A 26787-nucleotide genomic window follows, 5' to 3' on the forward strand; every position below is an offset into this window, starting at 1 on the left:
AGCTTTGCCGTCGCCCAATTCGACACGCTGCGTTTGCGCCTCATCAAGATCGCTGCGCGGGTGGTCGAGATGAAGACGCAAATCCGCCTGCACCTGCCGACATCCTGCCCCGACCAACGCATCCTGCGCATCGTCCTCGATCGCATTCCGCGGCTCGCGACATAACGATGGGGCGCAGACGCCCCGAAACGAACCCGCCGACCGCAACCTGCAAACCCCACCTGCCATCACGACGGATCACCGCCGGCGCCTGGACGCGGCGCGCGGAAAAGCGCCCAACAGCGGCCACATCGCCGCTTCAGGCCGCCAAAACCTCATCGCCGTGCATCAAGGCGGCTAGGTGACCGCCATCAGATCATGGTCGGATCTGTCAAATATTCATTCGCCGGCAAAACCCTGGTGCCAGACGCTTAGGGCCGTGCGAGAGCGTGAGGCCAAGGCCGCGCTTCGTGCCTGAAAACCGTGAGGACGATGTCACTCCGATGCTGTCGGGCAGACAAAACCGTCCGACCAAATGGAAGACCGGTGCGAGGTGCCGGTCTTGCCTATCGTGGCCAGCAGACGAGGTACTGACCTTCGGTCTCGGATTACCTGAAGCAATCAGGCGGCCTTGCGTTCCTTCAAAGCCTTCTCAAAGGCATCCTTGATCGGTTTGGACGCGTCCTCGGCAGCTCTCATCATCACGGCCTGCAAGGCCTTGGCCTGCTCGGCGGACTTTTCGATCTGTTTGTGCAGGAAAGCTGTCTGCAGTTCGAAGAACTCGGACGGCGACTTCACGGTAGCCAGCGCTTCGAGGTGCGTGAAGCCGGCTTCGGCGTTGGCTCGCAGAGCAGCAATCATCTTCAGGGATACCTCGTTGCTGGTCGTCTTGGCCATTTCAAAGGTCGACTCAAAGGCCTTTTGAGTCGTTTCGGCGTCCGAACTCAATTTGGAAAAAGCTTCCTTCGCCTGCTCAACGCCCTGTTCGGCGGCAGCGCGGACTTGCTCGGTGGCCTTGGACGGGTCGAAGGTAGGGAGTTCGACGTTTTCGATCGTTTCGGTCTTGCCGGGGATCTTGGACATTTTTCCATCCTTTTCCAGGGGGCGGCCTCAAAACAACGCCGTCTCCTTCATGTACGAAACCGTCGCAACGGATTTATGAAGCTGACATGAATTTGCGCGAGCGGGCTGCGCGAATAGAGGTCAGCGAGGGCATGGCGGCGCTTCAGACGCTCACGACGACATACAGGAAAAGCGCCCGCGACGGTGGTGACCCACTTGCGACGCGACGCGAGGTTCGAAGGGTTGTGCCGGGGCACCGAGTGACCGCCAACCGTGACACTGCAACTGCCGGTCGTACAGCACGCTGCAGCTTCACAAGTCGCACCCCACGGTCGGTTGTCGGCGTGTGCCGGATGGGTTAGGACTGCAACAAAACCGACACAAATCTGTCATGGGCGAAATCGAGCTGAAATTCATCCTCGACGAAGCGTCGCCGAGCGAGTTCTTGGCGCGCGTGAAGGCGTCGAAACTGGCCAAAGGCAGCCCAACGACGAAGACACTGAGAAGCATCTATCTGGACACCCCCGAACACGGGCTGAAGAAGGCAGGGATAGCGTTGAGGCTGAGGCGCGACGGGCGGCGCTGGGTCCAGACCGTCAAGACCGGGGCCGAACTGCACGGTGGCCTTTCGCAGGTCGGCGAGGTGGAAAACCCGGCGCCGGGCGGTCGGGCATGCCTCGAAGCGATTCCCGATGCCTCGGTCCGGGAAGAGGTCCTTCACCGCATCAACGGCGATCCGCTTCTGCCCGTCTGCGAGACGGTGATCAAGCGTTCCGCCAGCGAACTGTCCCTCGAGGACGGCACCCGCGCGGAGCTGGCCGTCGATGTCGGCCAAATTCACGCCGGGGAGCGCTCGGCCGACCTGCGCGAAGTGGAGATCGAACTCCTTGAAGGCAGTCCGGCCGGATTGTTCGAGATCGCGCATGTGCTGTTTCCCGACGGAGGCCTGAGGTTCTCGCGGCTTTCCAAGGCGGCGCGCGGCTATCTGCTTGCGGAAGAGGGGCGGATCGACCTACCGCTGGCGCCCCGAAATGCCGAGGACGTTGCGCTCGATGCGGCTGAGATCGCCGAGCACGCGGCGCGGAATATCCTGCGCGAGTGCCTGGATCAGATCGCCACGAATGTCGTGGTGGTCCGAAAGCTGGATGATTCCGAGGGGCCGCACCAGTTGCGGATCGGCCTGCGCCGCTTGCGCAGCGTGTTCTCCGTCTACGCTCCGGTGCTGGAGAGCCCGGAAATGGCACGGCTTAACGACGAAGCGCGCTGGCTTGGCCAGGAGGTCGGTAGCCTCAGGGATCTCGATGTGGTGGCGAACGACATCGTGCAGCGGGAGGCCGGAACCCATCCGGATGAACCCGGTCTCGCCGCGCTTTCCAGCACGCTCTCACGGCAGGCAGTGGAAGTGCGCCAGCGCCTTCGTAAACTGCTTGCCGGGGCGCGTGTGCAGGCGTTCCTCATCGATCTGGCGCGGTTCGTGGAGACACGCGGCTGGCTCGTTCCGCAGGATTTCGGCCAGACGGCGCGGCTTGCAACGCCGGTCACCGAGTTGGCCGGCCAGGCGCTTGGCAAGCGTTGGAAGAAGGTCGGCAAACGCGCACGCAAGCTCAACACTTTGACGGTAGAGCAGCGCCACAAACTGCGCAAGGAACTGAAGAAGCTGCGCTATGCGGTCGAGTTTTTCGCCTCTCTGTTCGCTTCAAAACGTGTCGATCCGTTCCTGAAGCGCTTGAAGAAACTTCAGACGGTCTTTGGTGACCTGAACGATGCCGCGACGGTAAAAGCCATGCTGACGGGAGCGGAAGCACCCGGCGCCGGCGATCCGGCCGCGCAACGTGCTACCGGGTGGGTGATCGGGGCCAGTCAGACACGCGCCGAACATGGCTGGGCCGGAGCAAAAGCGCTGTGGCGAGACCTTGAAGAGACCCGCCCGTTCTGGAAGTGAAGCAGGCCAAGCGGATCGACACCAGTCTTACGAGTGCGGCGCGAAGGTCGCCAATAGGATAGGAGGCGACCTTGCGGGTGCCGCCAGTTAAGGTCTCGAAATGGCGCGACTTGCTCGTCGTCCGTGAACATTGAGGCTTTTCAGCCTGGGATGGGTTTGGGCTGGCTTTGGAGGGCGGCGATGAGAAGCCACAAAAGCTGGCTGAACCAGTTGAGCAGGAGGGAGAAGTTGTAGCCTGCAGCGGCCAGGATGGCGTTGACGGCGTCGCCTTGGTGGCCGGCGAGGTAATTGCGGCCCATCCGGTGCTCGGCCTTGATGTGGCCGATCACGGGCTCGATCGCGGAGCGGCGGCGCATCTGGCGCTTGGTGGCTGGGGTGAGGCGGCGTTTTTGACCGCTGGTGAAGACCCTGAACTTGTGGCTCTGCGGTGCGTTGTGGCCGCGATAGCCGGCGTCGGCGAGGATGCGGCTGATCTCGTTGCCGATGGCTCTTTCCATGTCTGGGATGACGGCTGCGAGCGTGTGGCCATCATATGGATTGCCGGGCAGCGCTTTTGCATGCAGGGCGAACTGGCCGCCCTTCGAGCGGATCATAGGGGGCGTCATTCGATAGCCACCGCCGGGCGACAGAGTTCTTGGCGTGCCCGCCCGTGGCACCCAGCAGCAATCCAGTATAACAAAGGAAAGGCGCGCGAACGCGTGTAACAAGCGCGTATAGCAAAGCGCCGAAGCACGTTATCAGGCGCAATGGGATTTTGGAATCGGCAGTGTCGCAAGGTTCACGATGATCGAAATCCGATAGCGCGACAGGCCGGACGCGGCGGTTTCTTTGGCGGCCGCGCCCTTTGATCGATAGGCGCTGTACTGGACAAGCCTTGCATGAACATTGTGATGTTTACCAACACATTCAGCCCGCATGTCGGCGGCGTTGCACACAGCGTCGCGTGGTTGTCGGAGACGCTGCGTGAGTTGGGACATGCAGTCTTGATCGTTGCGCCGGACTATGCGGAAGCAGGTCGGTCAGAAAGCGACATTCTTCGCGTCCCTGCGATCCAGAATTTTAACGGGAGCGATTTTTCAGTGCCGATCCCGTTCACCCGCTCCCTCGAGAAGACGCTGAACGCCTTCGAGCCGGATATTATCCATTCGCACCACCCGTTTCTACTCGGCGACACCGCCCTTCGCACCGCCGCGTCGCGAGCGTTGCCGGCCATATTCACCTATCACACCCGCTACGAACTCTACGGCCACTACGTTGCCCAGGACGCTCCGGTCCTCCAACGGCTCGTGCTCAGCCTCGCGGTCGGCTACTGTGATCTGTGCGACCATATCATCGCTCCAACGCTCAGCATTGCCCACCTCTTGCGCCACCACGATGTCACCAAGCCGATCACCATAATCCCGACAGGGATTGATCTAGCCAGGTTCTCCAACGGAAATCGGCTGAGATTGCGGAGCCGCTTGGGAATAGCGGAAACCGATTTCATCGTCGGGCACGTAGGCCGGTTGGCGCCGGAGAAGAACCTGACTTACCTCACCGAAGCAGTCTGCCTGTTTCTTTCGCAAAATGAACGCACGCATTTTATCGTCGCCGGCGACGGTTCGTCAGCGTCCGAAATGCGCCGGATGCTGGACGAGGCTGGTCTTCAGGACAGATGTCATCTGCTGGGCGTGGTCGAAGGCGCCGATCTGGCCGACGTCTATGCCGCCATGGACGTCTTCGCCTTCTCGTCGCGTTCCGAAACCCAGGGTCTTGTGCTCGTCGAGGCGATGGCAGCCGGCGTTCCCGTGGTTGGGCTTGATGAACCTGGAGTCCGCGAAGTGGTATGCAACGGCAAGAACGGCTATCTCCTGTCGGCAGATGCGTCCCCAGATCAATTCTTCGAAGCTCTCGTCAAAGTCCGTGCGGTCACGCCACGGGGCCGAGCGATGTTGCAAGAAGAAGCCAGACTGACTGCGGCCTCCTATTCACGATCCTCGACCGGGCAGCAGACCATCGATCTCTACACGCGCGCTGTGGCGAGTCATGCCGGTATCCGAACTCTCGGCACTCGCTCCTTTGAGGCGACGCTCGAAGGCCTCAAGCAGGAATGGAGAATCCTCGCCAACATTGCGAATGCCGTCAAGGACGCGGTGGCGACGCGCGGTGACCCCGCAAAATAACGGCTGCTGGACCCTCAGGAGGTTCGCGACAGTCAGCGCCACGCGGTCAACCCCATTCAGAGCCGTTTAGTCGATCCACAATATGGATCACGTTCCAGCCCACAAGTCGCTTGATATTAAGCCAATCGCGTGCGAATAAATCCGTCGTGCAAAATGACAGGTCCATACTGTAGACCTATTATTCGAGGCCCGGAGGAGCGGGAGGAGATCGCTTCGTTTCGGTTTCGGCGTGAACGTTCAGGCCGGGCGCCGGTTCGGGCGGAGGAGCTTGAATCATGACAGCCGCCAGCAACAACACGATGACCGTCGATACGCCGGCCGAGGTGCTGGATGCACGGCCCGGTTCGCGGCTGATGTGGCCGGTCGAGGCGGCGGCTTCGATCCTGCTCGTCCTCGTCGTCGGTCTGCTGCTCGCCGGCGTCATCTCGCGCTACGTGCTGTCGCTGCCGATCGTCTGGATCGACGAGGCCGCCTCCATCTCCTTTCTCTGGCTCGCCATGCTCGGCTCGGCAATCGCCATCGACCGTAACGAGCACCTGCGTCTTACCATCTTCCTCGGCATGATCCCCGAGCGCGCCCGCGACTTCGTGAACGCGCTTGCTTTGCTCGTGGTGGCGACGGTGCTGCTCGCGTTGATTGTGCCGGCAAGCCAGTATGTACAGGATGAGTGGTACGTCACTTCGGCGGCGCTCAACATTCCAATGAGCTTCCGCGCCTCGGCAATTGTCGTCGGGCTGGCGCTGATGTCCGTCATTGCCGTGGGCCACGCGATCCGCGTGGCGACGCTCGCCAACCTGGCCGCCGCTATCGCCGTGATTGCTGCGCTGGCCGCGTTCGGCTGGCTGCTTTCGCCGTTGTTTCTCACGCTCGGCTACGCCAACATCCCCATCTTCCTCGTCGGCGTGGTGGCCGTCTGCCTTCTGCTCGGCGTGCCGATCGCTTTCTGTTTCGGCATCGGCACGATCGCCTTTATCTCCTTCAGCACCCATGTGCCGATGATCGTGCTTGTCGGGCGCATCGACGAGGGGATGTCGAGCCTCATCTTGCTGTCGGTGCCGATCTTCGTTCTGCTCGGCTGTGTGCTCGATGCGACAGGCATGGGCAAGGCGATCGTGGAGTTCATGGCGTCGTTGCTCGGCCATGTGAAGGCCGGCATGTCCTACGTGCTTTTAGGCTCGCTGTTCCTCGTCTCGGGCATTTCCGGTTCGAAGGTCTCCGACATGGCGACCGTCGCGCCGGCACTCTTCCCCGAAATGAAACGGCGCGGCCACAAGCCCAAGGAGATGATCGCGTTGCTCGCAACCGGCGCTGCGATGGCCGATACGGTGCCGCCGTCCATCGTGCTGATTGTGCTGGGCTCGGTCGCCGGCGTTTCGATCGCCGCGCTTTTCACCAGCGGCTTCGTCATCGCCATGGTTCTGTTGCTCGTCCTTGCGGTGCTGGCACGTTGGAAGGCCTCGGGCGAAAGCATGGAAGGCGTGCATCGCGCTCCGTTTTCGGTCGTGTGGAAGACGCTGCTCGTCTCGGCCCCGGCACTGGTGCTCCCCTTCCTTATCCGCGGCGCGGTCGGTGGCGGCGTCGCCACCGCCACCGAGGTTTCCACGATTGCCGTGCTCTACGCTCTGGTCATCGGCGCGTTGTTCTATGGCGGCATCGGCGCCAAGAAGTTCTACGCCATGCTGGTCGAGACGGCGGCGCTGTCTGGCGCCATCCTGCTCATCCTCGGTACCGCCTCGGCGATGGCCTGGGCGCTGACGCAAACCGGCTTCGCCAACCGTCTGGCCGTCTACATGACGGACCTGCCGGGAGGCTGGTTCTCCTTCATGATCGTCACGATCGCCGTCTTCATGGTTCTCGGCTGCGTCCTTGAAGGTCTGCCGGCGATCGTTCTGATGGCGCCGATCATGTTCCCGATCGCCGCTCGGCTGGGCATCAACGATGTGCACTATTCGATGGTCGTCGTGACAGCAATGAACATCGGGCTCATGGCCCCGCCTATCGGCATCGGCTTCTACATCGCCTGCAAGATCGGCGACGTCTCGCCCGACGAAGCCATGAGCGCCATCTGGCCTTATCTCGGCGCGTTGCTTGTCGGCCTGTTGCTGATCGCAGCCATCCCGGCGCTGTCGATAGCCTATCTCTAGGCACCCGGATTCAACCAGGAGGAAACACAATGAATATCACCCGCCGCACCTTGCTGATGGGCACAGCCGCATCCATCCCGCTTGTGAGCACCATCCGCTACGCCGGGGCTCAGGCAGCGGAGTTCAACTACAAATACGCCAACAACCTGCCGCTCACCCACCCGATGAACCTGCGTGCGCAGGAAGCCGTCGACAAGATCCGCGAGGAGACCGGCGGCCGCGTCGCCATCCAGATATTCCCTAGCAACCAGCTCGGCGCCGACACGGACATGCTGAGCCAGGTTCGCTCGGGCGGCGTCGAATTCTTCACGCTGTCGCCGCTGATCCTTTCCACGCTCGTCGCCAATGCCTCGATCAGTGGCATCGGCTTCGCCTTCCCGAATTACGACGCCGTTTGGGCGGCCATGGATGGCGACCTCGGCAAATACGTGCGCGGCGAAATCGAAAAATCGAACCTGGTCGTCATGGAGAAGATCTGGGACAACGGCTTCCGACAGATCACCAGTTCCGTCGGCCCGATCGAGACGCCCGCAAACCTCGAGGGCTTCAAGATACGCGTTCCGGTCAGTCCGCTCTGGACCTCCATGTTCACTGCCTTCAAGTCGGCGCCGGCCAGCATCAACTTCGCCGAGGTGTATTCGGCGCTGCAGACGAAGATCGTCGACGGGCAGGAAAACCCGCTCGCCATCATCTCGACGGCCAAGCTCTACGAAGTGCAACAGTTCTGCTCGGTCACCAACCACATGTGGGACGGCTTCTGGTTCCTCGCCAACAAGCGGGCTTGGGAAGCTATGCCGGAAGATGTGCGAGAGATCGTTGCCAGGAACCTTAACGAGGCTGGCGTAAAAGAGCGCGAGGACGTCGCCAAGCTCAATGCCACGCTTGAGGAGGAGCTCGCCGCCAAAGGCATGAAGATCAACAAGCCGGATGCTGTCCCGTTCCGGCAGACGCTGAAGGACGCCGGCTTCTACGCCGAGTGGAAAGGCAAGTACGGCGACGAAGCCTGGGCGATCCTGGAAAAGGCTGTTGGCGCCAGCCTGACCTGAACGCCGGGCCGCTTCCCACCGAAGGCAGCGCAGTAGAACTTCGCGGCTTTTCGGGCGGGATCGTACAGAAAGCGAAAGTCTGGCGGGCTGGCCACGTGGTTCGCCCGCCAGACAACAGGCGCGGTTCTAAGGAATTCGAAGGTGGCCGACCGACTCACAGGAAAATCCGCAATCGTCTTCGGCGCAGGGTCGTCCGGACCCGGCTGGGGCAACGGCAAGGCAGCGGCGGTTGCCTTCGCGCGCGAAGGGGCGCGTGTCGCCTGCGTCGATCTCGCCGCGGCGGCTGCCGCCGAAACCGCGGCGATCATCCATGATGAAGGCAACCAGGCGATCGCGTTATCGGCCGACGTGACCAATCTAGCCTCCGTCGAGGTGGCAGCAGCGGCTGCAATGGAGGCGTTCGGCGCCATTGACATCCTGCACAACAATGTCGGCGTGACCCATATGGGCGGCCCGGTCGAACTCGACGAGGACGAGTTCCAGGCCTCCCTCGACCTCAACATCGGACCGGTCTACCGCACCGCCAAGGCGGTGTTGCCGCATATGCTGAAGGGCGGCGGCGGTGCGATCGTCAATATCTCGTCGCTCGCCGCGATACGCTACGTCGGCTATCCCTATTTCGCCTATTATGCGACCAAGGCCGCGGTGAACCAGGCCACCGTGGCGCTGGCCATGCAATATGCGCGGCAAGGCATTCGTGCCAACTGCATCATGCCGGGCCTGATCGATACGCCGATGATCTACAAGCAGATTTCCGGTCAGTATGGCTCGGCCGACGAGATGGTGGCCGCCCGCAACGCCATGGTGCCCATGGGAAAGATGGGAACGGCGTGGGACGTCGCCGCGGCAGCCGTGTTTCTCGCCTCCGACGAGGCGCGCTTCATCACCGGCGTTTGCCTTCCCGTCGATGGCGGCCAAAGTTGCGCCGTTTCCGAGCTCCGCTGACCATGAACATCGCGCCGCCCCCAGAACGCGATCAGACCGGCTCGCAGAGCGTCGACCGAGCCCTGAGCCTTCTTTCGATGGTCGGCCGGCACGCCGACCGCGGTGTTTCGCTCTCCGACATCGTCGAAGAGAGCAGGCTGAACAAGCCCACGACGCGCCGCCTGCTCCTGGCGCTGATGCGCGCGGGAATGGTCGAGCAGGATGAGACGACACGGCGCTACTATCTCGGCGAGGAGGCCTACGTGCTGGGCAGCCTCGCCTCGCGCCGTTTCGGCCTGCTACAGGTCTCGATGGAAAGCCTGCTGCGCCTTTCGAAGAAGACCGAGGATTCGAGCTTCCTCTCGGTTCGCCGCGACACATTCTCAGTCTGCCTCTATCGCGAGGAAGGGACATACCCGGTCAGGACCCACGCGCTACAGGCCGGCTTCGAGCATCCTCTGGGCGTCGGCGCCGGCTCGCTAGCCATGCTCGCGGCGCTCCCCGACGAGGAAGTGGAAGGGGTGCTGGCCGCCAACGACGCGGTGCTGAAATCGGACTACCCAATGCTCCCGGCCGAACAGATCCGGCGCGACGTTGAAGCGACGCGCACCAACGGCTATTCGCTCAATCCTGGCCGGATCGTCGCCAATTCTTGGGGGGTAGGGGTTGTGCTTCGCAGCGCGGACGGCCGGCCGGTGGGCGCATTGTCGATCGCCGCGATCGACAGCCGAATGCAGCCGGCAAGACAGTTCGAACTCGCTGGATATCTCACGCAAGAGGCAAAGCGCGTCGAGGAGCGGCTCGCCCAGATGTTCACCTCGCGTGCACTCATGCGCGAGCACCAGCCCATAAAAACCCATGCGAGGAGAGCGCCTCGATGACAAAAGCTCAGATCGTCGGATGGGCGCATTCCCCGTTCGGGAAGTCGGAATTGGAAAACACCGAGCAGGCGGAGCGCGCGAAGTGATGGCATTGGCTCCAGGTGGCGTGACGCCTTCCTCCACGCGCGTCATGAACCTCTCGCATTTTTTGACCCAGACGGCACGACGCAATCCGGACGACATTGGCTTCGTCTGGCGCGAACGGCAGTGGACATGGCGCGAGATGGATGCGCGCGTCAACGCGATGGCCGCAGCACTGCGCGACGAGTTCGGCGTGGCAAAGGGCGATCGAATCCTGGTCCAGTCGGCCAATTGCAATCAGATGTTCGAATCAATGTTCGCCTGCTTCCGGCTCGGAGCCGTCTGGGTGCCGGCGAACTACCGCCAGTCGCCGGACGAGGTCGCCTACCTCGCCAAGGCGAGCGGCGCGCGCGGCCTGATCTGCGGCGCCGGCTTCCCGGCTCATGCTGCTGCTGCCTGCCGGCAAACAGCCCCCGGAATCCGCTTCGTCCTGTCGATCGGCGAGGCCGAATTCGGCGATGATTACGACACCGTCGCCGCCCGTTTTGCCGGCCGGACCATTCCCAGCGTCGCCGTCGATCGCGACGATCCGTGCTGGTTCTTCTTCACCTCCGGCACGACCGGCCGGCCGAAGGCCGCCGTGCTCACGCATGGTCAGATGGGCTTTGTCGTCACCAACCATCTGTGCGACCTGATGCCCGCCACGACGCGCGACGACGCCTCGATCGTGGTGGCTCCGCTTTCGCATGGGGCCGGCATCCACCAACTCGTACAGGTGGCGCACGGCGCCAAGTCTATCCTCCTGCCGACCGACAAGCTCGACGTGCCGACGGTCTGGGCGCTGGTCGAAAAATGGCGGGTGACCAACGCCTTCACCGTGCCGACCATCCTCAAGATGCTCGTGGAGGACGACAGCGTCGACCGGTTCGACCATTCCTCGTTGCGCTATGTCATCTATGCCGGTGCGCCGATGTACCGCGCCGACCAGAAGCGGGCGATGGAAAAGCTGGGGCCGGTTCTGGTCCAGTACTTTGGCTTGGGCGAAGTCACCGGCAACATCACCGTCCAGCCCCCGGCCTATCATTGTGTCGAGGACGGCCCGCATGCGCGCATCGGGACCTGCGGTTTCGAGCGCACGGCCATGCAGGTCGAAATCCAGGATGACGCCGGCAATCCGGTCTCGCCGGGCGAAACCGGCGAAATTTGCGTGATCGGGCCGGCAGTCTTTGCGGGCTATTGCGACAACCCGGAAGCCAACGCTGCGGCGTTCCGCAACGGCTGGTTCCGCACCGGCGATCTGGGCCACATGGCCGAGGACGGCTTCATCTACATCACCGGCCGCTCGTCCGACATGTATATCTCCGGCGGCTCCAACATCTATCCGCGTGAGATCGAGGAGAAGATCCTGCTCCATCCCGACATCAGCGAAGCCGCCGTTCTCGGCGTTCCCGATCCCGTCTGGGGCGAGGTCGGCGTCGCGGTTTGCGTTGCCCGCGCCGGCGCTGTGCCCGAAACGATTGAGCTTGAGCGCTGGCTGGAGGGCAAACTCGCCCGCTACAAGATGCCCAAGCGCTTCGTGTGGTGGGAGACGATGCCCAAATCGGCCTATGGCAAGATCGCCAAGAAGCTGATCCGCGAAGAACTGGAGCGCCGCGGCGAGTTGGGCCCGTCCGAGCGCGGGCTCTCGGCATGAGGAGCAGGCGATGAACAGCAGCAACCAAGTCCGCGCCGTGGCGATCACCGGCGGCGCATCCGGCATCGGCCTTGAGACCGCTCGCCTCCTGACAGAGCGCGGCTTCGAGGTCTTCCTCCTCGACCTCGCCGCGGCAACGCTGGGTTCGGCCTGCGCGGATCTCGGCCTGCCCGAGGAACGCGGCATCGTCTGCAACGTCGTCGACGAAGCGGCCGTCGAAGAGGCCATCGGCCGGATCACGGCCGCGCACATCCTCGCCGCGGTCGTGAATTCCGCCGGCATAGCGATGGACCTGCCGTCGGTCGAGACCACAGTCGAGGATTTCCGCCGCATCGTCGACGTGAACCTCACCGGAACGTTCATCGTCTCGCGGGCTGCGGCGCGCTACTGGCTCGAACGGCAACTGCCGGGCGCGATTGTCAACATCACTTCGGTTTCGGGTCTTTGCGGCAACAAGGGCCGCAGCGCCTACGGCGCGTCGAAAGGCGGACAGAATCTGCTCACACTCGTCATGGCCAATGAGCTCGGCGTCAATGGCATCCGCGTCAACGCCGTCGCACCTGGGCCGGTCGACACGCCGTTGACTCAAGCCGTCCACACCCAGGACGTCCGCCGGCAGTGGTTGGACCGCGTGCCGCAGCGCCGCTACGGCACGCCGCGCGAGATCGCAGGAGCGGTGGCTTTCCTGATTTCCGACGACGCCAGTTACGTCAACGGTCAGATTCTCGCCGTCGACGGCGGCTTCATCCATGCCGGCCTCGCGGCCTGAGATGGTTCCGTTGCGCGGCATCCGCCATCCCGGCCCGATTGCGGCGGAACGGTTTACAGCGATGCCCTGCGCGGCACAGCCGCTGACGTTGCGGCTCGAACCCGGCCGCTCCATCAACGAGGCCGTGGCCCAGGCCTTCGCGGACGCCGGGTTCAGCGGCGGCTATATCCGCCTGCGCAACGCGCGGGTTGACCCAATGCGCTACGTCATCCCCGCCGCGTCTCCCCACGGCACGCATGCTGCGTGGTACAGCGACACATTCGCACCGGAGGGCATAACGGTCATCGAGGATGCGGGCCTCGTCGCCGGCCGGCGCGACGACGGGCCCTTTCTTCATAGCCATGGCATCTGGCGTACCCCAGACGGCGTGCGCCGCATGGGGCATCTCCTGCCGCTCGATTCGAAATTGGCGGAGCCGGTCGAGGTTACCGCTTGGGGCATTGCGGGCGCGCTGTTCGACGTGCGCGACGATGCCGAGACGAATTTTCGTCTTTTCGTGCCGGTCAAAGCTCCGGTCCTGGGTGAGCGCCGCGGCCGCCGAGCAGCCATCTGCACGGTAAAGCCCAACCAGGATATCGGCCAGGCGATCGAAGCCGTTTGCCGACGGCACGGCTTTGACCATGCCTCGATCCAGGGCATCGGCAGCCTGGTCGGCGCGGATTTCGACAACGGCTCGACCGTCTCGTCTTACGCGACCGAAGTTTTCGTCACGGGCGGTGCTGTCCGCTCGCGACGTTGCACGCTCGACATCGCGCTGGTCGGCATGGACGGTACGATAAGCGCAGGCCGCCTTCGCCGCAGCGCCAACCCCGTCTGCGTGACGTTCGAACTGCTGGTTGTCGCATCCGATAGCTGAGGATGCCAACCACGCTGCGCGCCGGTTCCTGTCGAACCTTGACGTGACTGCCGATCACGGGTGCGCGTTTTTTAATGGACGCAATAGGCGGCTTCGTCGGCACTGCTGAAGTTCGACCTATCTTTGTGCTGCGGCAATCGAGGCGGCAATCGCGGCAATCGATCGGAACAAGACGAGCGGATCGTCCTTGGACGGAACGAAGCCACGCCGGTGCCAGAAGGCAGCGGCTTCGTCGTCAACGGCGTTGACCATCAGTGCGCGACCGCCCACGAGCCCAGCCGCAGCTACGCAGCGCTCAAGAGCGTGTTTGACCAGACCTGTTCCAATCCCGCGACCCACCCAACCGATGTCGGTTGCAAGTTGCCCGAGCAGCAGGCACGGCACCGGATCGGGCGGTTGACCGGTGCGGATAGAGCGAGGGAGCACGTTTGGAACGACGGCGGTCGGCGCGAGACCATAATAGCCAACGACGCGTCCGGCATCATGTACGACCAAGACGGCGGTGAAACCCTTCTCCTGATTGGTGAGCGCGCGGGTCTTGAGCCAATGGTCGAGAGTTGGCGTGCCGCAGGTAAACTCGGAAACATCATGGGCCGCGGTGAGAGGCTCGGGAGCCGAGAGGACCACGGCTCAGCGCTTTGCGATGTAGCCTGGCTCCCACGGGGAGGGGCGCTTTGCCAACTCCACCATCTCCGGCACCGGGCTTGCAGGCCCGGACAAAGCCGCCATGAACTCCGAGAAGCCATCTGGGCTCATGCGGATGAGCCGGTTTTCCATCAGGACATCCTCGGCGGCGCGAACGGCAGCCTCACGCACGAAGTCCGTGCGGGATCGGCCGCGCAGGCCCGCAGCGCGATCGATCATCGCGACGTCGGCCTCGGGAAGGCGCATTGAAATCGGGTGCTCTTTGCGTTCAGCCTTATTGGTCATCTTTTTCTCCTGTGCGGAAAAATAGATGAGTGTAGCGCAAATTACAATACACAAATGGACCAGGTAACGGGGTTGCGGCCGTCGAGAGGGCGGCGCGGCGAAAACCAGTCCCATTCATTCATGGTGATTGCCTTGTGGTCGAACTGGCGTTCTCCCGTGGGATTGCCGCACGACGTTCCAAGGCAATGCTCAGCGTTGACCGTCGATCAATCCGAAATTTCGGTCTCGTGGCCTGCTCAGAGCGGTTTCCGGATCCATTTTGCCAGGACGCCAACGACGCCTTCCCGGAACAACAGCACCGCGACGACGAAGATGATGCCCTGGCCGATCGTGACCCAGTCGCCAAATGTCGCGAGGTAGTTCTGCATCGTGACGATGACTGCCGCGCCGACAATCGGTCCGAACACCGTGCCCATGCCCCCCAGGAGCGTCATCAGCACGACCTCGCCGGACATGGTCCAGTAGACGTCGGTAAGCGACGCCAGCTGGAACACGATCGCCTTGGTTGCGCCGGCGACGCCGGCGAGCGCGGCCGACAGCACGAATACGGCGAGCTTGTAGCGGTTGACCCGATAGCCCAGCGAGATCGCGCGGGGCTCGTTCTCGCGGATCGCCTTCAACACCTGCCCAAACGGCGAATGGATGATCCGGTAGATCAGCAATATGCCGGCAAAGAAGATGGCGAGCACGAAGAAATAGAGCACTTCGCTTGAGCGCAGGTCGATCAGCCCGAACAGATAGCCGCGCGGCACGGCCTGGATGCCGTCCTCGCCGCCGGTAAACGCCGCCTGCAGCGAGAAGAAATAGACCATCTGCGCAAAAGCCAGCGTCACCATGGCAAAATAGATGCCGTGGCGGCGGATGGCGAGCGAGCCGATGGCGAGACCGAGCACGGCTGCCACCAGCGTGCCCGCGACAATGGCGAGTTCAGGCGTCAAACCCCACACCTTTGCCGCATGGGCCGAGACATAGCTCGCCATGCCGAAATAGGCAGCGTGGCCGAAGGACAGGAGCCCGCCAAAGCCGAGCAACAGGTTGAAGGCGCAGGCAAACAGCGCAAAGCACAGCACCTTCATGACAAATACCGGATAAAGCAGAAATGGCGCGGCAATGAGGAAGATGAGCAGCGCGGCGAAGATCGCAAGGTGATGGCGTGGCATGCCGGCGGTGCCAACGGACGTGATGGCGGCAATGGCGATTGGGCTGGTGTCGATTGCCATCACGCGCTCCGTCCAAACAGGCCGGCTGGCTTGACCAGCAGCACGAGCGCCATGATGACAAAGATCACCACGGCCGAGCCTTCCGGATAGAACACGCGGGTCAGCCCCTCGATCAGACCGAGCCCGAAGCCGGTGAGGATCGAGCCCAGGATCGAGCCCATGCCGCCGATGACGACGACGGCGAAGACGACAATGATCAGGTCTGCCCCCATGTTCGGATTGACTGCGTATATCGGCGCGGCGAGCACGCCGGCGAAACCCGCGAGAGCGACGCCGAAACCATATGTGAGCGTGACCAGCAGCGGCACGTTGATGCCGAACGCGCCGACCATGGTCGGGTTCTCGGTCGCTGCCCTGAGATAGGCGCCAAGCCGGGTCTTTTCGATGATGAACCAGGTCGCGAGGCACACGATCAGTGAAGCCAAAATCACCCAGGCGCGCGAATTGGGCAGGTACATGAAGCCAAGATTATGCCCGCCGGTCAGAAGCGGCGGCGGCGGGTAAGGCAGGCCGGATACGCCGAAAAACTGGCGGAAGAAGCCGACGATGATCAGCGCCAGGCCGAAAGTGAGAAGCAGCCCGTAAAGATGGTCGAGATGATAGAGCCGTCGGATCAGGACGCGCTCGAGGACGATGCCGGTGAGGCCGACGATCGGCGGGACGATGAGCACAGCCCACCAGTAACCGACGCCGAGATAGTTGAGCAGCATCCAAGCGCCGAAGGCGCCCAGCATGTACTGCGCGCCATGCGTGAAGTTGATGATGTTCAAGAGACCGAAGATGACCGCCAGCCCAAGGCTCAGAACCGCATAGAAGGATCCGTTGATCAGCCCGAGCAGCAATTGGCCGAACAGGACTTGCGGCGGAATTCCAAGGAGTTCGAACATGGTCGCTCCAGTTGACTTGTCGACGAAAGGACGCGCCGAGCGGCTCGGCGCGTCGTTGGCGAGGTTCGCTTATTTGACGAGCGGACAGTTGCCGTCGGCGAGCGGGCGGAACGCCTTGTCGGCCGGAATGGTAGCCACGGTCTCGAAATAATCCCACGCCCCTTTCGATTGGTCCGGCTTCTTGACGCGGAACAGATACATGTCGTGCAGCTTGCGCCCGTCCGCGCGGATCGTACCCTTGCCGAACAGTGGATCGTCCGTCGGCATTTCCTTCATCTTGGCCATCACCTTGGCCGCATCCTTGTCGCCGACGGCCTCGACTGCCTTAAGATAATGCAGGACCGAAGCGTAGACTCCGGCCTCGATCATCGAAGGCTTCTGTCCGGCATTCCGCTCCTGGAAACGGGCAGAGAATTCACGCGTTTGATCGTTCATGTCCCAGTAGAACGCGCCGGTGAGCACCAGGCCTTGCGCCACTTCGAGGCTAAGCGCATGCACGTCGTTGATGAACATCAGCAGGGCGGCGAGCGATTGGCCGCCCTGCGTGATGCCGAATTCCGACGCCTGCTTGACCGCGTTGATCGTGTCGCCGCCGGCATTGGCGAGGCCGACGACCTTGGCACCAGACCCTTGCGCCTGCAGCAGGAAGGACGAGAAATCCTGGCCGGGGAAAGGATGGCGAACGGCGCCGAGCACCTTGCCGCCCGATGCTTCCACGACCGCCGACGTATCGCGCTCGAGCGCGTGGCCGAAGGCATAGTCCGCTGTGACGAAGAACCAGCTATCGCCGCCCTGCGCGACCATGGCCGAGCCTGTGCCGTTGGCAAGTGCCCAGGTGTCGTAGGTCCAATGGACGGTGTTGGGTGAACAGGCTTTGCCGGTCAGGTCGGAGGAGGCCGGACCCGAAGCGAGGAAGATCTTGTTCTTTTCCTTGGTGATCTCGTTGACGGCGAGCGCAACCGACGAGGTGGGCACGTCGGCGATGACATCGACATTTTCGGTGTCGTACCACTGGCGGGCGATGTTCGAGCCGACGTCCGGCTTGTTCTGGTGGTCGGCGGAGACGACCGACACATTGATGCCCTTGTCCGCCGCCTTGAAGTCTTCAGCCGCCATCTGGGCCGCGATGACGGAGCCTTCGCCGGCGATGTCTGCATAGATGCCGGAACGGTCATTCAGAACGCCGATCTTGACGTCCGTGGCATAGGCCGCGCCGGCCATCAGCAGGCTCGCCGTTGAAGCCAGAATGAATCCCATTTTTTTCATCGCTACTTCCCTCCGATTTGCGGCGCGACGCGCCGTTGATGATTGCCTCAGACACCGAGATAGGCGTGCAGCTTGTCAATGTTGGCGTCGAGTTCGCCGTTGGGGATCGTGTCGATCACGCGCCCCTGTTCCACCACGTAGTGCCGGTCCGCGACCAACGCGGCGAAATGAAAATTCTGTTCGACGAGAACGATCGTGAATCCCTCGTCCTTGAGCCGGGCAATGGTGCGGCCGATCTGCTGCACGATGACGGGCGCAAGCCCTTCGGTCGGCTCGTCGAGCAGCAAGAGCTTCGCGCCCGTCCGCAAGATCCGGCCGATGGCGAGCATCTGCTGTTCGCCGCCCGAAAGCTTGGTGCCTTGGCTCGAAAGCCGCTCCTTCAGGTTCGGGAAGAGCTCGAAAATCTGCTCGACGCTGAGCCCGCCGGGGCGCACCTGCGGCGGCAGCATCAAATTCTCCTCGACCGAGAGGCTGGAGAAGATCGCGCGCTCCTCCGGGCAGTAGGCGATGCCCATCTGCGCGATCAACCGCGACGGCAGCTTGATCGTCTCGCGGCCGTCGTAGCTGACCGAGCCCGAGCGCCTGGAAAGGATGCCCATGATGGCCTTGAGCGTCGTCGTCTTGCCGGCGCCGTTGCGGCCGAGCAGCGTCACCACTTCGCCTTGGCCAACCTCGAAACTCACGCCGTGAAGCACATGGCTCTCCCCGTACCAGCCCTGCAGGCTATCGACGCGCAGCAGAGGTCTCGCCGAAGCGGCAGCAGCCGGCCTGCTCGCAAGTTCAACTTCAGTCATGTCCGGCCCCGATATAGGCTTCGATAACGCGCGGATCCTTGGAAACGGCGGCGTAGTCGCCCTCGGCGAGGACTTTGCCGCGTGCGAGCACGGTGATGCGGTTCGACAGCGAGGCGACGACCGACAGATTGTGCTCGACCATCAAAATGGTGCGGTTCTTGGAGATGCGCCGGATCAGCGCCGAGATGCGCTCGATGTCTTGTTGCGCCATGCCGGCCATGGGCTCATCGAGGAGCAGCATCTCGGGGTTCAGCGCCAGCGTCGTGGCGATCTCGAGCGCGCGCTTGCGGCCGTAGGACAGATCGCTGGCGCGGACATCCGAAAACTCGGTCAGGCCGACATCGGCGAGAAGGCCCGCGGCCTCGCTGTTGAATTTGGAGAGCACTTTCTCGGAGCGCCAGAAATCGAAACTGTCGCCGCGCCGGCGCTGCAGCGCGATGCGGACATTCTCGAGGGCTGTCATGTGCGGAAACACCGCCGATATCTGGAAGGAGCGCACAAGGCCGAGCCGCGCGATGTCGGCCGGCTGCATCCTGGTGATGTCCCGGCCTTGGTAACGGATCGCGCCGTGCGTGGGCTGGAGGAATTTGGTCAGCAGGTTGAAGAGAGTTGTCTTGCCTGCGCCGTTGGGGCCGATCAGCGCGTGGATCGATCCTCGCTCGACCGTCAAATTGACATTGTTGACGGCGACAAAACCCTTAAATTCCTTAGTCAATCCCGCTGCTTCGAGGATTGCTCCGGAATTCATGCGCAGGAGCCTTCGCACGCCATCGGCGTGAAAACGTGGAAACGCGCTGTGAGGCTGTCCGCCCCCAGGGTAACTTCCATGGTTTCCTCCCGTGGCTTCCCCGCCCGCAAACAAACGACCTAAACCACATCGCGTCAAGGCTGCAATTTTTCAGAAGCGTCGAACGTCGCGAAAGCTTGGGTCAACCGTGCTTGGCGCAGGGCTGACTGGAGAAGCTGGCGAGCGGTTGCAATCACATCCGATCAGGCGGCAATTGACGGCAGTCAGGCTTGATATCCTAATCTTATCCGCGACGCGCCCAGCGCGGGGTTGAGTCCGAAGATGCCGTTGACAGCCTTCTGGGGTTCGGACCTTTCGCCTACGGCGTTAGGTAGCAAACGCCGCCAGAGATGTTATAAATATTCGAAACATATCCATTTTTTCAGAAGCCAAACGAGTCTTCCGGCGAGGATCGCCCGCGTGATGTCCGTCTCAACCCGGATATGACTGCGCCAAGGATGATCCTTGGCGCGAAAGCTCGACCTGATCAGATTTCCATTTCCTTTTCTGCCCACTCCGCGAACCTTTCCAGCTTATCGAGCAAGCTCTCGGCATCGGGTAGCGATTTAGCCCTGATTCCGTATTGAGCTTCGACCTTCTCATCGAGGATGCTCCGCAACCTGCTAGCCTGCGCGGCAGGAAGACGATTTCCAAGCGCGTCGCGCATGGTTTTCACCACGGCCGCATGATCCGCGCGGTTGATCTTTCCTGCAAATCGGGCAGTTAGCGCATCGGCGTATGCGATTGCCGCATTCACGACTGGTCATGCCTATGCCTTCTGGCGCGTTTTTGTTGCGAGTTCGTCCGGGCGTGAACCGAAGACGGCAAGGGCATCAGCTTCGACCCCCTTCCACCACGGGTCTCCCACGCTCGACAGCCTTGCCACATCCTCCGCAGTGAGTCCCACCACCGAAGGATTGAAGCCAAGCTCTTCACCGTGGGTCACCAGCGTCTCGCGGATTTCCTGGAGCGCGCTTTCCAGCTTCTCGGACGATGAAACCACAGCGATGTCGAGATCGCTGTCTGGACGGTCCTCGCCCCTCGCCACGCTGCCGTAAATCCAGGCCGCGAGTACGTTCGGCCGAACTGCGGAGGCCGCGTCAGCGACTACGGCGCGAATGTTGGAATACCGAAGCGCCTCCTGCTCAAAGAGGGCTTCCAGTGATGTCGCCAGCGGATGGCTATCGTTGAACCGATAGAGGCGAACTCTGCCCATCCCCTCTGAAGATACGATGCCAATCCCTTCCAAGGTTCCGAGAGCAGACCACACGCTTGCCCTCGCAAGCCCGCTACGTTCCGCAAGCAGTGGAGAAGAAAGCAAGCCGCCATGCCGCGACAACTCCCGGAGCACCCTTACGTTTGCGTCGGTGCCGAGAATAATGGTCAGTGGATAGCGCAAGGCGCTTTGGGTGGCCGAGCGTGCCATGGCACGGGAACGGTCGCTACGTCGATTCAAGAAAATGATCGTGGTTCGAATGGCGCGAAAACGCAGCAAACGATTTTTCTTGCGGCCGATCCACCTCCGTCGCTGGCGATTGTGCGAAGTGGGCCTTGGACAGTGCGGCTGCGGCCACGCCCCTGTCAGCGCCAAGACCATTGGCTGTGCGCGCCATCATTGCGACATTGGCGGCAGGAAAAGGCTTGACGTTATCATATCCGGATGCGTTACTTGATCCGTAACTAAGATATAAATTCCATTAATATGGAATACAGCGAAGGGAACTAAGATGAAGCGCTACCTGCAAATCGTCGCTTCGCTCGCCGCGCTTATGCTGCCGGCGACGAGCGCTGCGTGGGCCGAGCCCGCGAAAGGTGGAGTGATCGATGTGGCGACCATCGGAGAACCGCCGACGCTCGATCCGATGGCCTCGACCGCCGATCTGGTTGGCATCGTCACGCAACACATCTACGAGACGCTCTATACCTTCGACAAGGATTGGGGCATCGCACCGCTGCTGGCCGCCGACATGCCGCAGATTTCGCCGGACGGCCTCGCCTACACCATCCCGCTCGGAACCGGCATAAAGTTCCATGACGGCAGCGACATGAATTCGGCTGACGTGATCGCCTCGTTGCAGCGGTGGATGAAAATTGCCACGCGCGGCAAGCAGGCAGCCGAAGTCATCGCCGCGATCGATGCCGTTGACGACCACGCCGTCAAGATCATTCTGAAAAAGCCGTTCGCGCCGCTTTTGTCGCTGCTGTCGCTGAACAATGCTGCCGCGATCATCATTCCGTCGGAAAACGCCGGGCAGGAGCCGCTGACCAGCTTCATCGGTACTGGTCCCTACATGTTGAAGGACCGCAAACCCGATCAATACATCCAGCTTGCCCGTTTCGACGGCTACAAATCGCGCGACGGCGAACCCAACGGCTATGGTGGCGCCAGAAAGCAGTATCTCGACGAAATCCGCTTCGTGCCGGTTCCCGATGCAAACACCCGCGTCGAAGGCGCGGTCGCCGGCCAGTTCGCCTATGTTGACTCGCTGCCGGTCGAGTCCTTTGACAAAATCTCGGGTGGCAAGACCCAGCCGATTATTCTGAAGCCGTTCGGCTGGCCGGTTTTCGTCCTGAACACCAAACAGGGACTGAATTCCGATATCCGCATCCGCAAGGCCATACAAGCGGCGCTGGCGCCGAACGACATGCTGCTCGCCGCCTTCGGCTCGAAAGACTTCTTCGCCGTCGATGGCGACATGTATCCGGAAGGTTTTGCCTGGCACACGGACGTCGGCACGGATGCTTACAAGCCGGATGGCGACACCGAAGCCGCCGCGGCGTTGCTAACGGAAGCCGGCTATGACGGCAAGCCTTTGCGCATTCTCACCAGCCGCCAGTACGAGTTCCACTACAAGATGGCGCAGGTCGCCGCCGAGTATCTCAAGGCTGCCGGCTTCCAGGTCCAGCTCGACGTGGTCGAATGGGCGACACTGACCAAGAACCGCACCGACCCGGCACTGTGGGACATCTATATCACCCATAGCCCGTTTCTGCCCGAGCCGTCGCTGACCGGCATCATGTCGGATTCCTCGCCGGGGTGGTGGGTTTCGGACCGCAAACACCAGGTGCTTGAGGCCTTCAACGCCGAATCCGATCCGGCCAAGCGCGTCGCGCTGTTCGCAGATGTCCAGAAGGCGATCTACGACGAGGTTCCGGCCTTCAAGGTCGGCGACTTCAACGCGCTAGCCGCCCAGGCGCCGACGCTGAAAGGCGTGAGGCCGGCCCCATGGCCATATTTCTGGAACGCCTATCTGGAAGGCAACTGAGACGGCCCCTCCCGCCTGTCGCCTCAACCGGGAACAGACGGCCGGGTGCCAGCCGACAAGCCGGCGCCCGGCAAACCGCTCGATGATTGCTCAGGGATGGTATGAACGCCGATGCTGCGCTCGATCCTCAACAGACTTCTCGGCATGATGGTCGTCATGGCACTGGTCGTGACGATTGTCTTCGTTATCGTGCGGGTGACCCCCGGCGATCCGGCGGCGGTCATGCTGGGGCCAGAGGCCACGGCCGCTGATATCGCCGCGCTGCGGTCCAAGCTCGGGCTCGACGGCTCGATCCTCGAACAGTTCGGGCGCTATGTTTTCGATATCTCCCAAGGCAATTTCGGCCAGTCGATCTTCCTCGGCGAGCCGGTCACCACCGCGCTTGCTCAGCGCGCCGAACCGACCTTCTTCCTCACCGTCTTCTCCTTGGTGATCGCGACGGTCATCGCGCTGCCTGTCGGAATACTTTCGGCCTACAGGCGCGGCTCGATCTTCGACCAGGCGGCGACGACCATCGCCATGTTCGCAGCCAGCGTGCCGAGCTTCTGGCTCGGCCTCTTGTTCATCCAGTTCTTCGCCGTGAAGCTCGGCTGGTTCGACACGTCTGGTTATGGCGGACCGGGAGCTTCGTTTGCCGACCGGCTTGACCATTTGGTGCTGCCGGCGCTGGCGCTCGGCCTTGTGAGCTCGGCACTGATCACCCGCTTTACCCGCGCCTCGATGCTTGATGTGCTCAATGACGACTACGTGCGGACCGCCCGGTCCAAAGGCATGAGCGAATGGCGCGTTGTCCTGAAGCACGCCTTCAAGAATGCGCTGATCCCTATCCTCACCGTCATCGGCCTGACCGCAGCACTGTTGATTTCCGGTGCGGTGGTGACTGAGACAGTGTTCGGCCTGCCCGGCGTCGGCAGCTTGGTCGTTTCGGCGGTGTTGCGGCGCGACTATCCGGTCATCCAGGGCGCGCTGCTGGTGATCGCTGGGCTGTACGTCTTGGTCAATTTCGCCATCGACATGCTCTATCTGGCTGTTGATCCAAGGGTGCGCTACTGATGGCCGCGATTTCCGTCCCACCCCAGGCCGAGCCCAATGTCCTTTCGCGGCTGATGACCCGGCCGACGGCAGCCGTGGGTGTCGCCGTGCTGGTGGTCATCGTGCTCGCCGCCATCCTCGCGCCCGCCATCGCCCCCTATGCGCCGACCAAGCTCTCCATCGCCAGCCGGCTGCATCCGCCGAGCCTCGACCATCTGTTTGGCACCGACGATCTTGGCCGTGACGTCTTCACGCGCATGCTCTACGCCGCGCGCACTTCGCTCAGCGTCGGCTTTGCCGTCGTCATTTTTTCGTCGATTATCGGCATCGTTTTGGGATTGACCTCCGGCTTCTTCAAAAAGCTCGACGCGCCGGTGTCGCGGCTGATCGATGCCATGATGGCTTTTCCCGACATATTGCTCGCAATCGCGCTCGTGGCGGCACTTGGCGCGACCGCGATCAATGTCGTCATCGCCCTCGGCATCGTCTACGCGCCGCGGCTCGCCCGCGTCGTGCGCGCTTCGACGCTGGTCATTCGCGAACTCCCTTATGTCGAGGCTGCCCGCGCACTGGGCGTGCCGACGCCGGTCATCCTGGTGCGGCACGTACTGCGCAACGTCACCTCGCCGCTGCTGGTGCAGGGCACCTTCATCTTTGCCAACGCCATCCTTGCCGAAGCCGGCCTCTCTTTCCTCGGCGTCGGCATCTCGCCCGATATCCCGACCTGGGGCACGATGATCGCCACCGGCCGTCAATACATGGATCAGGCCGGTTGGATCATGATGTTCCCGGGCGCGGCGATCGTCCTCACCGTGCTGTCGCTGCAGCTTGTCGGCGACGGCCTGCGCGATCTCCTCGACCCTCGTCTGGCAAAGGACATTTGATGTTCGGCAATCGCTTTTCCCAAACCGAAAGGTCGCTATTGATCAAGGGCGCACGACCGATCGGCTTCGGCGGCGGGGTTGGCAAGACCATCGACGTGCTGATCGGCAAGGATGGCCGCATCGCCGAAACCGGTTCGACGATCGCCGTCGGGGATGACGTGAAGGTGGTGGAGGCAAATGGCGCGTCCCTGTCGCCTGGCTGGACTGACCTCCACGTCCATGTCTGGTATGGCGGCACCGACATTTCGCTGCGGCCGCAGCAATGTGGCGCCGCGCGCGGAGTCACCACCATGGTCGATGCGGGCTCGGCCGGCGAAGCCAATTTTCACGGCTTTCGCGAGTTCATCATGGAGCCGGCGCGGGAGAATATATACGCGTTCCTGAATATTGGTTCGATTGGCCTCGTCGCCTGCAATCGCGTCAGTGAGCTGATCGACATGCGCTCGATCGACATCGACCGCACCATTGCCACCGTCGAGGCCAACCGCGACGTCATTGTCGGACTGAAGGTGCGCGCCAGTCACGTCATTACCGGCGGCTGGGACCTGACACCGGTCCGGCTGGCCAAAAAGCTCTGCCGCATCCTCAAGCTGCCGCTGATGGTGCATGTCGGTGAGCCGCCGCCACTTTATGACGACGTTCTCGGCCTGCTGACCGAAGGCGACATCGTCACGCATTGCTTCAACGGCAAGGCCGGCGGCTCGATCATCGAAGATGACGATCTTTACCGCCTCGCCGAGGATGCGGCGCAGCGCGGCATTGTGCTTGATGTCGGCCATGGCGGCGCCTCCTTCTCCTTCGATGTCGCCAAGGCGGCACTCGAGCGCGGTCTGCCACCGAAGACGATCTCGACCGATCTGCACAACCGCTCGCTCGACGGCGCGGTGTGGGATATGGCAACCACTATGTCGAAGCTGCTGTCACTCGGCATGGGATTCGAGGACGTGGTGGCGGCTTCTACCACGGCGCCGCGCCGCGCCATCCGGTTGCCCTCGGACGGGCTGCTGGAGAAGGGTAGGCCGGCGGAATTCACTGTGTTCGACCTCGTCGATGCCGACCTCACCGTGAAGGATTCGCAAGGGGCGACAAGCACGCTGCGCCGGCTGTTCGAACCGCGCCACGCCATCCTCGGCGCCGAGGCGATCGTTGCCCACCGCCACGTGCCGTCGGATGGTTCTGCGGGCAGTGTGCACGTCTGTCCGCATTGCGGGTGGAAATCATGACCGGCGAGATCGCCAGCGACGTCATCCTGTCGGTTCGGGATTTGCGAACCTGGTTTCAGACCCGCCGTCTCACGGCCAAGGCTGTCGATGGCGTGACCTTCGACTTGAGGCGCGGCGCAACGCTGGCCGTTGTCGGCGAATCCGGTTCCGGCAAGTCAGTGACCAGCCTGTCTATCATGGGCCTGCTGTCGCGGCCCGGAAGGATCGCCGGCGGCAAGATCTTGTTCCGCGACCGGCAGGAGTACATCCACGACCTCGCCGGGTTCACCCAGAAGGAATTCCGCAAGATACGCGGCCGGGAAATCGCCATGATCTTCCAGGAGCCGATGACCAGCCTCAACCCGCTATTCACGGTCGGCGACCAGATCGGTGAAATGATCGCGCTGCACGAGCCGGTCGACCGTCACGCCGCGCGCAAACGTGCGCTCGCTTTGCTGAAGCAGGTCGAGATTCCGGACGCCGTCTCGCGGCTCGACGACTATCCGCACCAGATGTCGGGCGGTATGCGCCAGCGCGTGATGATCGCCATGGCGCTCGCCTGCAATCCATTGCTACTGATTGCCGACGAGCCGACCACGGCGCTCGACGTCACCATCCAGGCGCAGATCCTCGATCTGCTGCGCCGACTGCAGGCCGAACTGGGCATGTCGATCCTGTTCATCACCCACAATCTCGGCGTGGTGGCCGAGATTGCTCACGATGTCGTCGTCATGTATGGCGGCCGCGTCGTCGAACAGGCGCCGGTCAACGACCTGTTCTCGCATCAGCGCCATCCCTATACGAGAGGGCTGCTGGCCTGCACGCCGAACGCCGCCCGCGACATCGACGACGATGGCGAGCGCCGCGCGCTCTATTCCATTCCCGGCAGCGTGCCGCCAATCACCGATCTGCCGCTTGGCTGTGCTTTCGAGCCGCGCTGCGACTTGGCCATTGCGCCCTGCCGGGCAGCACCGCCAGCGCTGGTGCCAGCCGGGCCGCATGGCGCTTCCCGTTGCATCAGGAGCGCGGAGCTGTGAGCG

General features: G+C 62.5%; 25 protein-coding genes and 1 pseudogene. 15 read left to right on the forward strand and 11 right to left on the reverse strand.

Going from position 1 to position 26787, the window contains the following annotated elements:
- Nucleotides 1-165, forward strand: a 165-nt coding sequence (locus IQ26_RS30275) for a transposase (protein WP_208760247.1), incomplete at its 5' end; no start/stop codon positions are given.
- A gap of 435 nt (nt 166-600) precedes the next feature.
- On the opposite strand, the gene IQ26_RS30280 is transcribed toward IQ26_RS30275, so the two are convergent.
- Nucleotides 601-1062 (reverse strand): phasin, encoded by a 462-nt coding sequence (locus IQ26_RS30280; protein ID WP_145722048.1) that lies wholly within the window; start codon nt 1060-1062, stop codon nt 601-603.
- A gap of 370 nt (nt 1063-1432) precedes the next feature.
- Between IQ26_RS30280 and IQ26_RS30285 the strand changes: the two genes are divergently transcribed.
- Nucleotides 1433-2983 (forward strand): CYTH and CHAD domain-containing protein, encoded by a 1551-nt coding sequence (locus tag IQ26_RS30285; protein ID WP_145722049.1) that lies wholly within the window; start codon nt 1433-1435, stop codon nt 2981-2983.
- A gap of 140 nt (nt 2984-3123) precedes the next feature.
- On the opposite strand, the pseudogene IQ26_RS30290 reads toward IQ26_RS30285, so the two are convergent.
- A pseudogene (locus tag IQ26_RS30290) lies at nt 3124-3570 on the reverse strand (transposase); the annotation flags it as partial.
- 291 nt (nt 3571-3861) lie between these two features.
- Here IQ26_RS30290 and IQ26_RS30295 point away from each other — a divergent pair.
- The 8 genes from IQ26_RS30295 (at nt 3862) to IQ26_RS30330 (ending at nt 13479) form a co-directional block, all read left to right on the forward strand.
- Nucleotides 3862-5145 (forward strand): glycosyltransferase, encoded by a 1284-nt coding sequence (locus tag IQ26_RS30295; RefSeq protein ID WP_145722052.1) that lies wholly within the window; start codon nt 3862-3864, stop codon nt 5143-5145.
- Between the two features lie 275 nt (nt 5146-5420).
- Nucleotides 5421-7289: a TRAP transporter large permease gene (locus tag IQ26_RS30300; RefSeq protein WP_145722054.1), complete on the forward strand. Its 1869-nt coding sequence runs from the start codon at nt 5421-5423 to the stop codon at nt 7287-7289.
- Nucleotides 7290-7318: 29 nt separating this feature from the next.
- Entirely contained in the window at nt 7319-8335 is a 1017-nt protein-coding gene (locus tag IQ26_RS30305) for a TRAP transporter substrate-binding protein (protein WP_145722055.1), read from the forward strand.
- Nucleotides 8336-8476: 141 nt separating this feature from the next.
- Nucleotides 8477-9280 (forward strand): SDR family NAD(P)-dependent oxidoreductase, encoded by an 804-nt coding sequence (locus IQ26_RS30310; protein ID WP_145722058.1) that lies wholly within the window; start codon nt 8477-8479, stop codon nt 9278-9280.
- Nucleotides 9281-9282: 2 nt separating this feature from the next.
- On the forward strand, nt 9283-10140 hold the full coding sequence (locus IQ26_RS30315; protein WP_145722060.1) for an IclR family transcriptional regulator: 858 nt from the start codon (nt 9283-9285) through the stop codon (nt 10138-10140).
- Between the two features lie 85 nt (nt 10141-10225).
- Nucleotides 10226-11854, forward strand: coding sequence for an acyl-CoA synthetase (locus IQ26_RS30320; RefSeq protein WP_145722061.1), 1629 nt, complete (start codon nt 10226-10228; stop codon nt 11852-11854).
- Nucleotides 11855-11864: 10 nt separating this feature from the next.
- Nucleotides 11865-12623 (forward strand): SDR family NAD(P)-dependent oxidoreductase, encoded by a 759-nt coding sequence (locus IQ26_RS30325; RefSeq protein WP_145722063.1) that lies wholly within the window; start codon nt 11865-11867, stop codon nt 12621-12623.
- A complete protein-coding gene (locus IQ26_RS30330; protein WP_167522716.1) occupies nt 12604-13479 on the forward strand; it encodes a PCC domain-containing protein in 876 nt (291 codons plus the stop codon). Before IQ26_RS30325 ends, IQ26_RS30330 begins: the two co-directional genes overlap by 20 nt.
- A 117-nt stretch (nt 13480-13596) precedes the next feature.
- Here IQ26_RS30330 and IQ26_RS30335 read toward each other — a convergent pair whose 3' ends face one another.
- The 9 genes from IQ26_RS30335 to IQ26_RS30375 form a co-directional block, all read right to left on the reverse strand.
- Nucleotides 13597-14106, reverse strand: coding sequence for a GNAT family N-acetyltransferase (locus IQ26_RS30335; protein ID WP_145722065.1), 510 nt, complete (start codon nt 14104-14106; stop codon nt 13597-13599).
- A 3-nt stretch (nt 14107-14109) separates the two neighbouring features.
- Nucleotides 14110-14409 (reverse strand): type II toxin-antitoxin system TacA family antitoxin, encoded by a 300-nt coding sequence (locus IQ26_RS30340; protein ID WP_145722067.1) that lies wholly within the window; start codon nt 14407-14409, stop codon nt 14110-14112.
- Between the two features lie 236 nt (nt 14410-14645).
- Nucleotides 14646-15569, reverse strand: coding sequence for a branched-chain amino acid ABC transporter permease (locus IQ26_RS30345; RefSeq protein ID WP_240547304.1), 924 nt, complete (start codon nt 15567-15569; stop codon nt 14646-14648).
- 59 nt (nt 15570-15628) lie between these two features.
- A complete protein-coding gene (locus tag IQ26_RS30350; RefSeq protein ID WP_145722071.1) occupies nt 15629-16516 on the reverse strand; it encodes a branched-chain amino acid ABC transporter permease in 888 nt (295 codons plus the stop codon).
- A gap of 69 nt (nt 16517-16585) precedes the next feature.
- Nucleotides 16586-17782 (reverse strand): ABC transporter substrate-binding protein, encoded by a 1197-nt coding sequence (locus IQ26_RS30355; RefSeq protein WP_145722073.1) that lies wholly within the window; start codon nt 17780-17782, stop codon nt 16586-16588.
- Nucleotides 17783-17829: 47 nt separating this feature from the next.
- A complete protein-coding gene (locus IQ26_RS30360) occupies nt 17830-18576 on the reverse strand; it encodes an ABC transporter ATP-binding protein (RefSeq protein ID WP_145722075.1) in 747 nt (248 codons plus the stop codon).
- A complete protein-coding gene (locus tag IQ26_RS30365) occupies nt 18569-19324 on the reverse strand; it encodes an ABC transporter ATP-binding protein (protein ID WP_145722076.1) in 756 nt (251 codons plus the stop codon). Before IQ26_RS30365 ends, IQ26_RS30360 begins: the two co-directional genes overlap by 8 nt.
- A gap of 526 nt (nt 19325-19850) precedes the next feature.
- The gene (locus tag IQ26_RS30370) at nt 19851-20120 is read right to left on the reverse strand and encodes a hypothetical protein (protein ID WP_145722078.1); all 270 of its coding nucleotides are present in this window, start codon (nt 20118-20120) and stop codon (nt 19851-19853) included.
- A gap of 12 nt (nt 20121-20132) precedes the next feature.
- Nucleotides 20133-20858 carry a nucleotidyltransferase domain-containing protein gene (locus IQ26_RS30375; RefSeq protein ID WP_145722079.1) on the reverse strand — a complete coding sequence of 242 codons (726 nt, stop codon included), beginning with the start codon at nt 20856-20858 and terminating at the stop codon, nt 20133-20135.
- Between the two features lie 232 nt (nt 20859-21090).
- Here IQ26_RS30375 and IQ26_RS30380 point away from each other — a divergent pair, with 232 nt between their 5' ends.
- From IQ26_RS30380 to IQ26_RS30400, 5 genes are all read left to right on the forward strand, one after another.
- Nucleotides 21091-22629, forward strand: coding sequence for an ABC transporter substrate-binding protein (locus tag IQ26_RS30380; protein ID WP_145722081.1), 1539 nt, complete (start codon nt 21091-21093; stop codon nt 22627-22629).
- Between the two features lie 111 nt (nt 22630-22740).
- A complete protein-coding gene (locus IQ26_RS30385) occupies nt 22741-23682 on the forward strand; it encodes an ABC transporter permease (protein ID WP_145722082.1) in 942 nt (313 codons plus the stop codon).
- Nucleotides 23682-24545 carry an ABC transporter permease gene (locus IQ26_RS30390; protein WP_145722085.1) on the forward strand — a complete coding sequence of 288 codons (864 nt, stop codon included), beginning with the start codon at nt 23682-23684 and terminating at the stop codon, nt 24543-24545. The genes IQ26_RS30385 and IQ26_RS30390 overlap by 1 nt, the downstream gene beginning before the upstream one ends.
- Nucleotides 24545-25768, forward strand: a complete 1224-nt coding sequence (locus tag IQ26_RS30395; RefSeq protein ID WP_145722087.1) for an amidohydrolase/deacetylase family metallohydrolase — start codon at nt 24545-24547, stop codon at nt 25766-25768. Before IQ26_RS30390 ends, IQ26_RS30395 begins: the two co-directional genes overlap by 1 nt.
- Nucleotides 25765-26784, forward strand: a complete 1020-nt coding sequence (locus tag IQ26_RS30400) for an ABC transporter ATP-binding protein (RefSeq protein ID WP_145722089.1) — start codon at nt 25765-25767, stop codon at nt 26782-26784. Before IQ26_RS30395 ends, IQ26_RS30400 begins: the two co-directional genes overlap by 4 nt.
- Nucleotides 26785-26787 lie beyond the last annotated feature (3 nt).

The organism is Mesorhizobium tianshanense, from assembly GCF_007830515.1.
GTDB lineage: Bacteria > Pseudomonadota > Alphaproteobacteria > Rhizobiales > Rhizobiaceae > Mesorhizobium > Mesorhizobium tianshanense.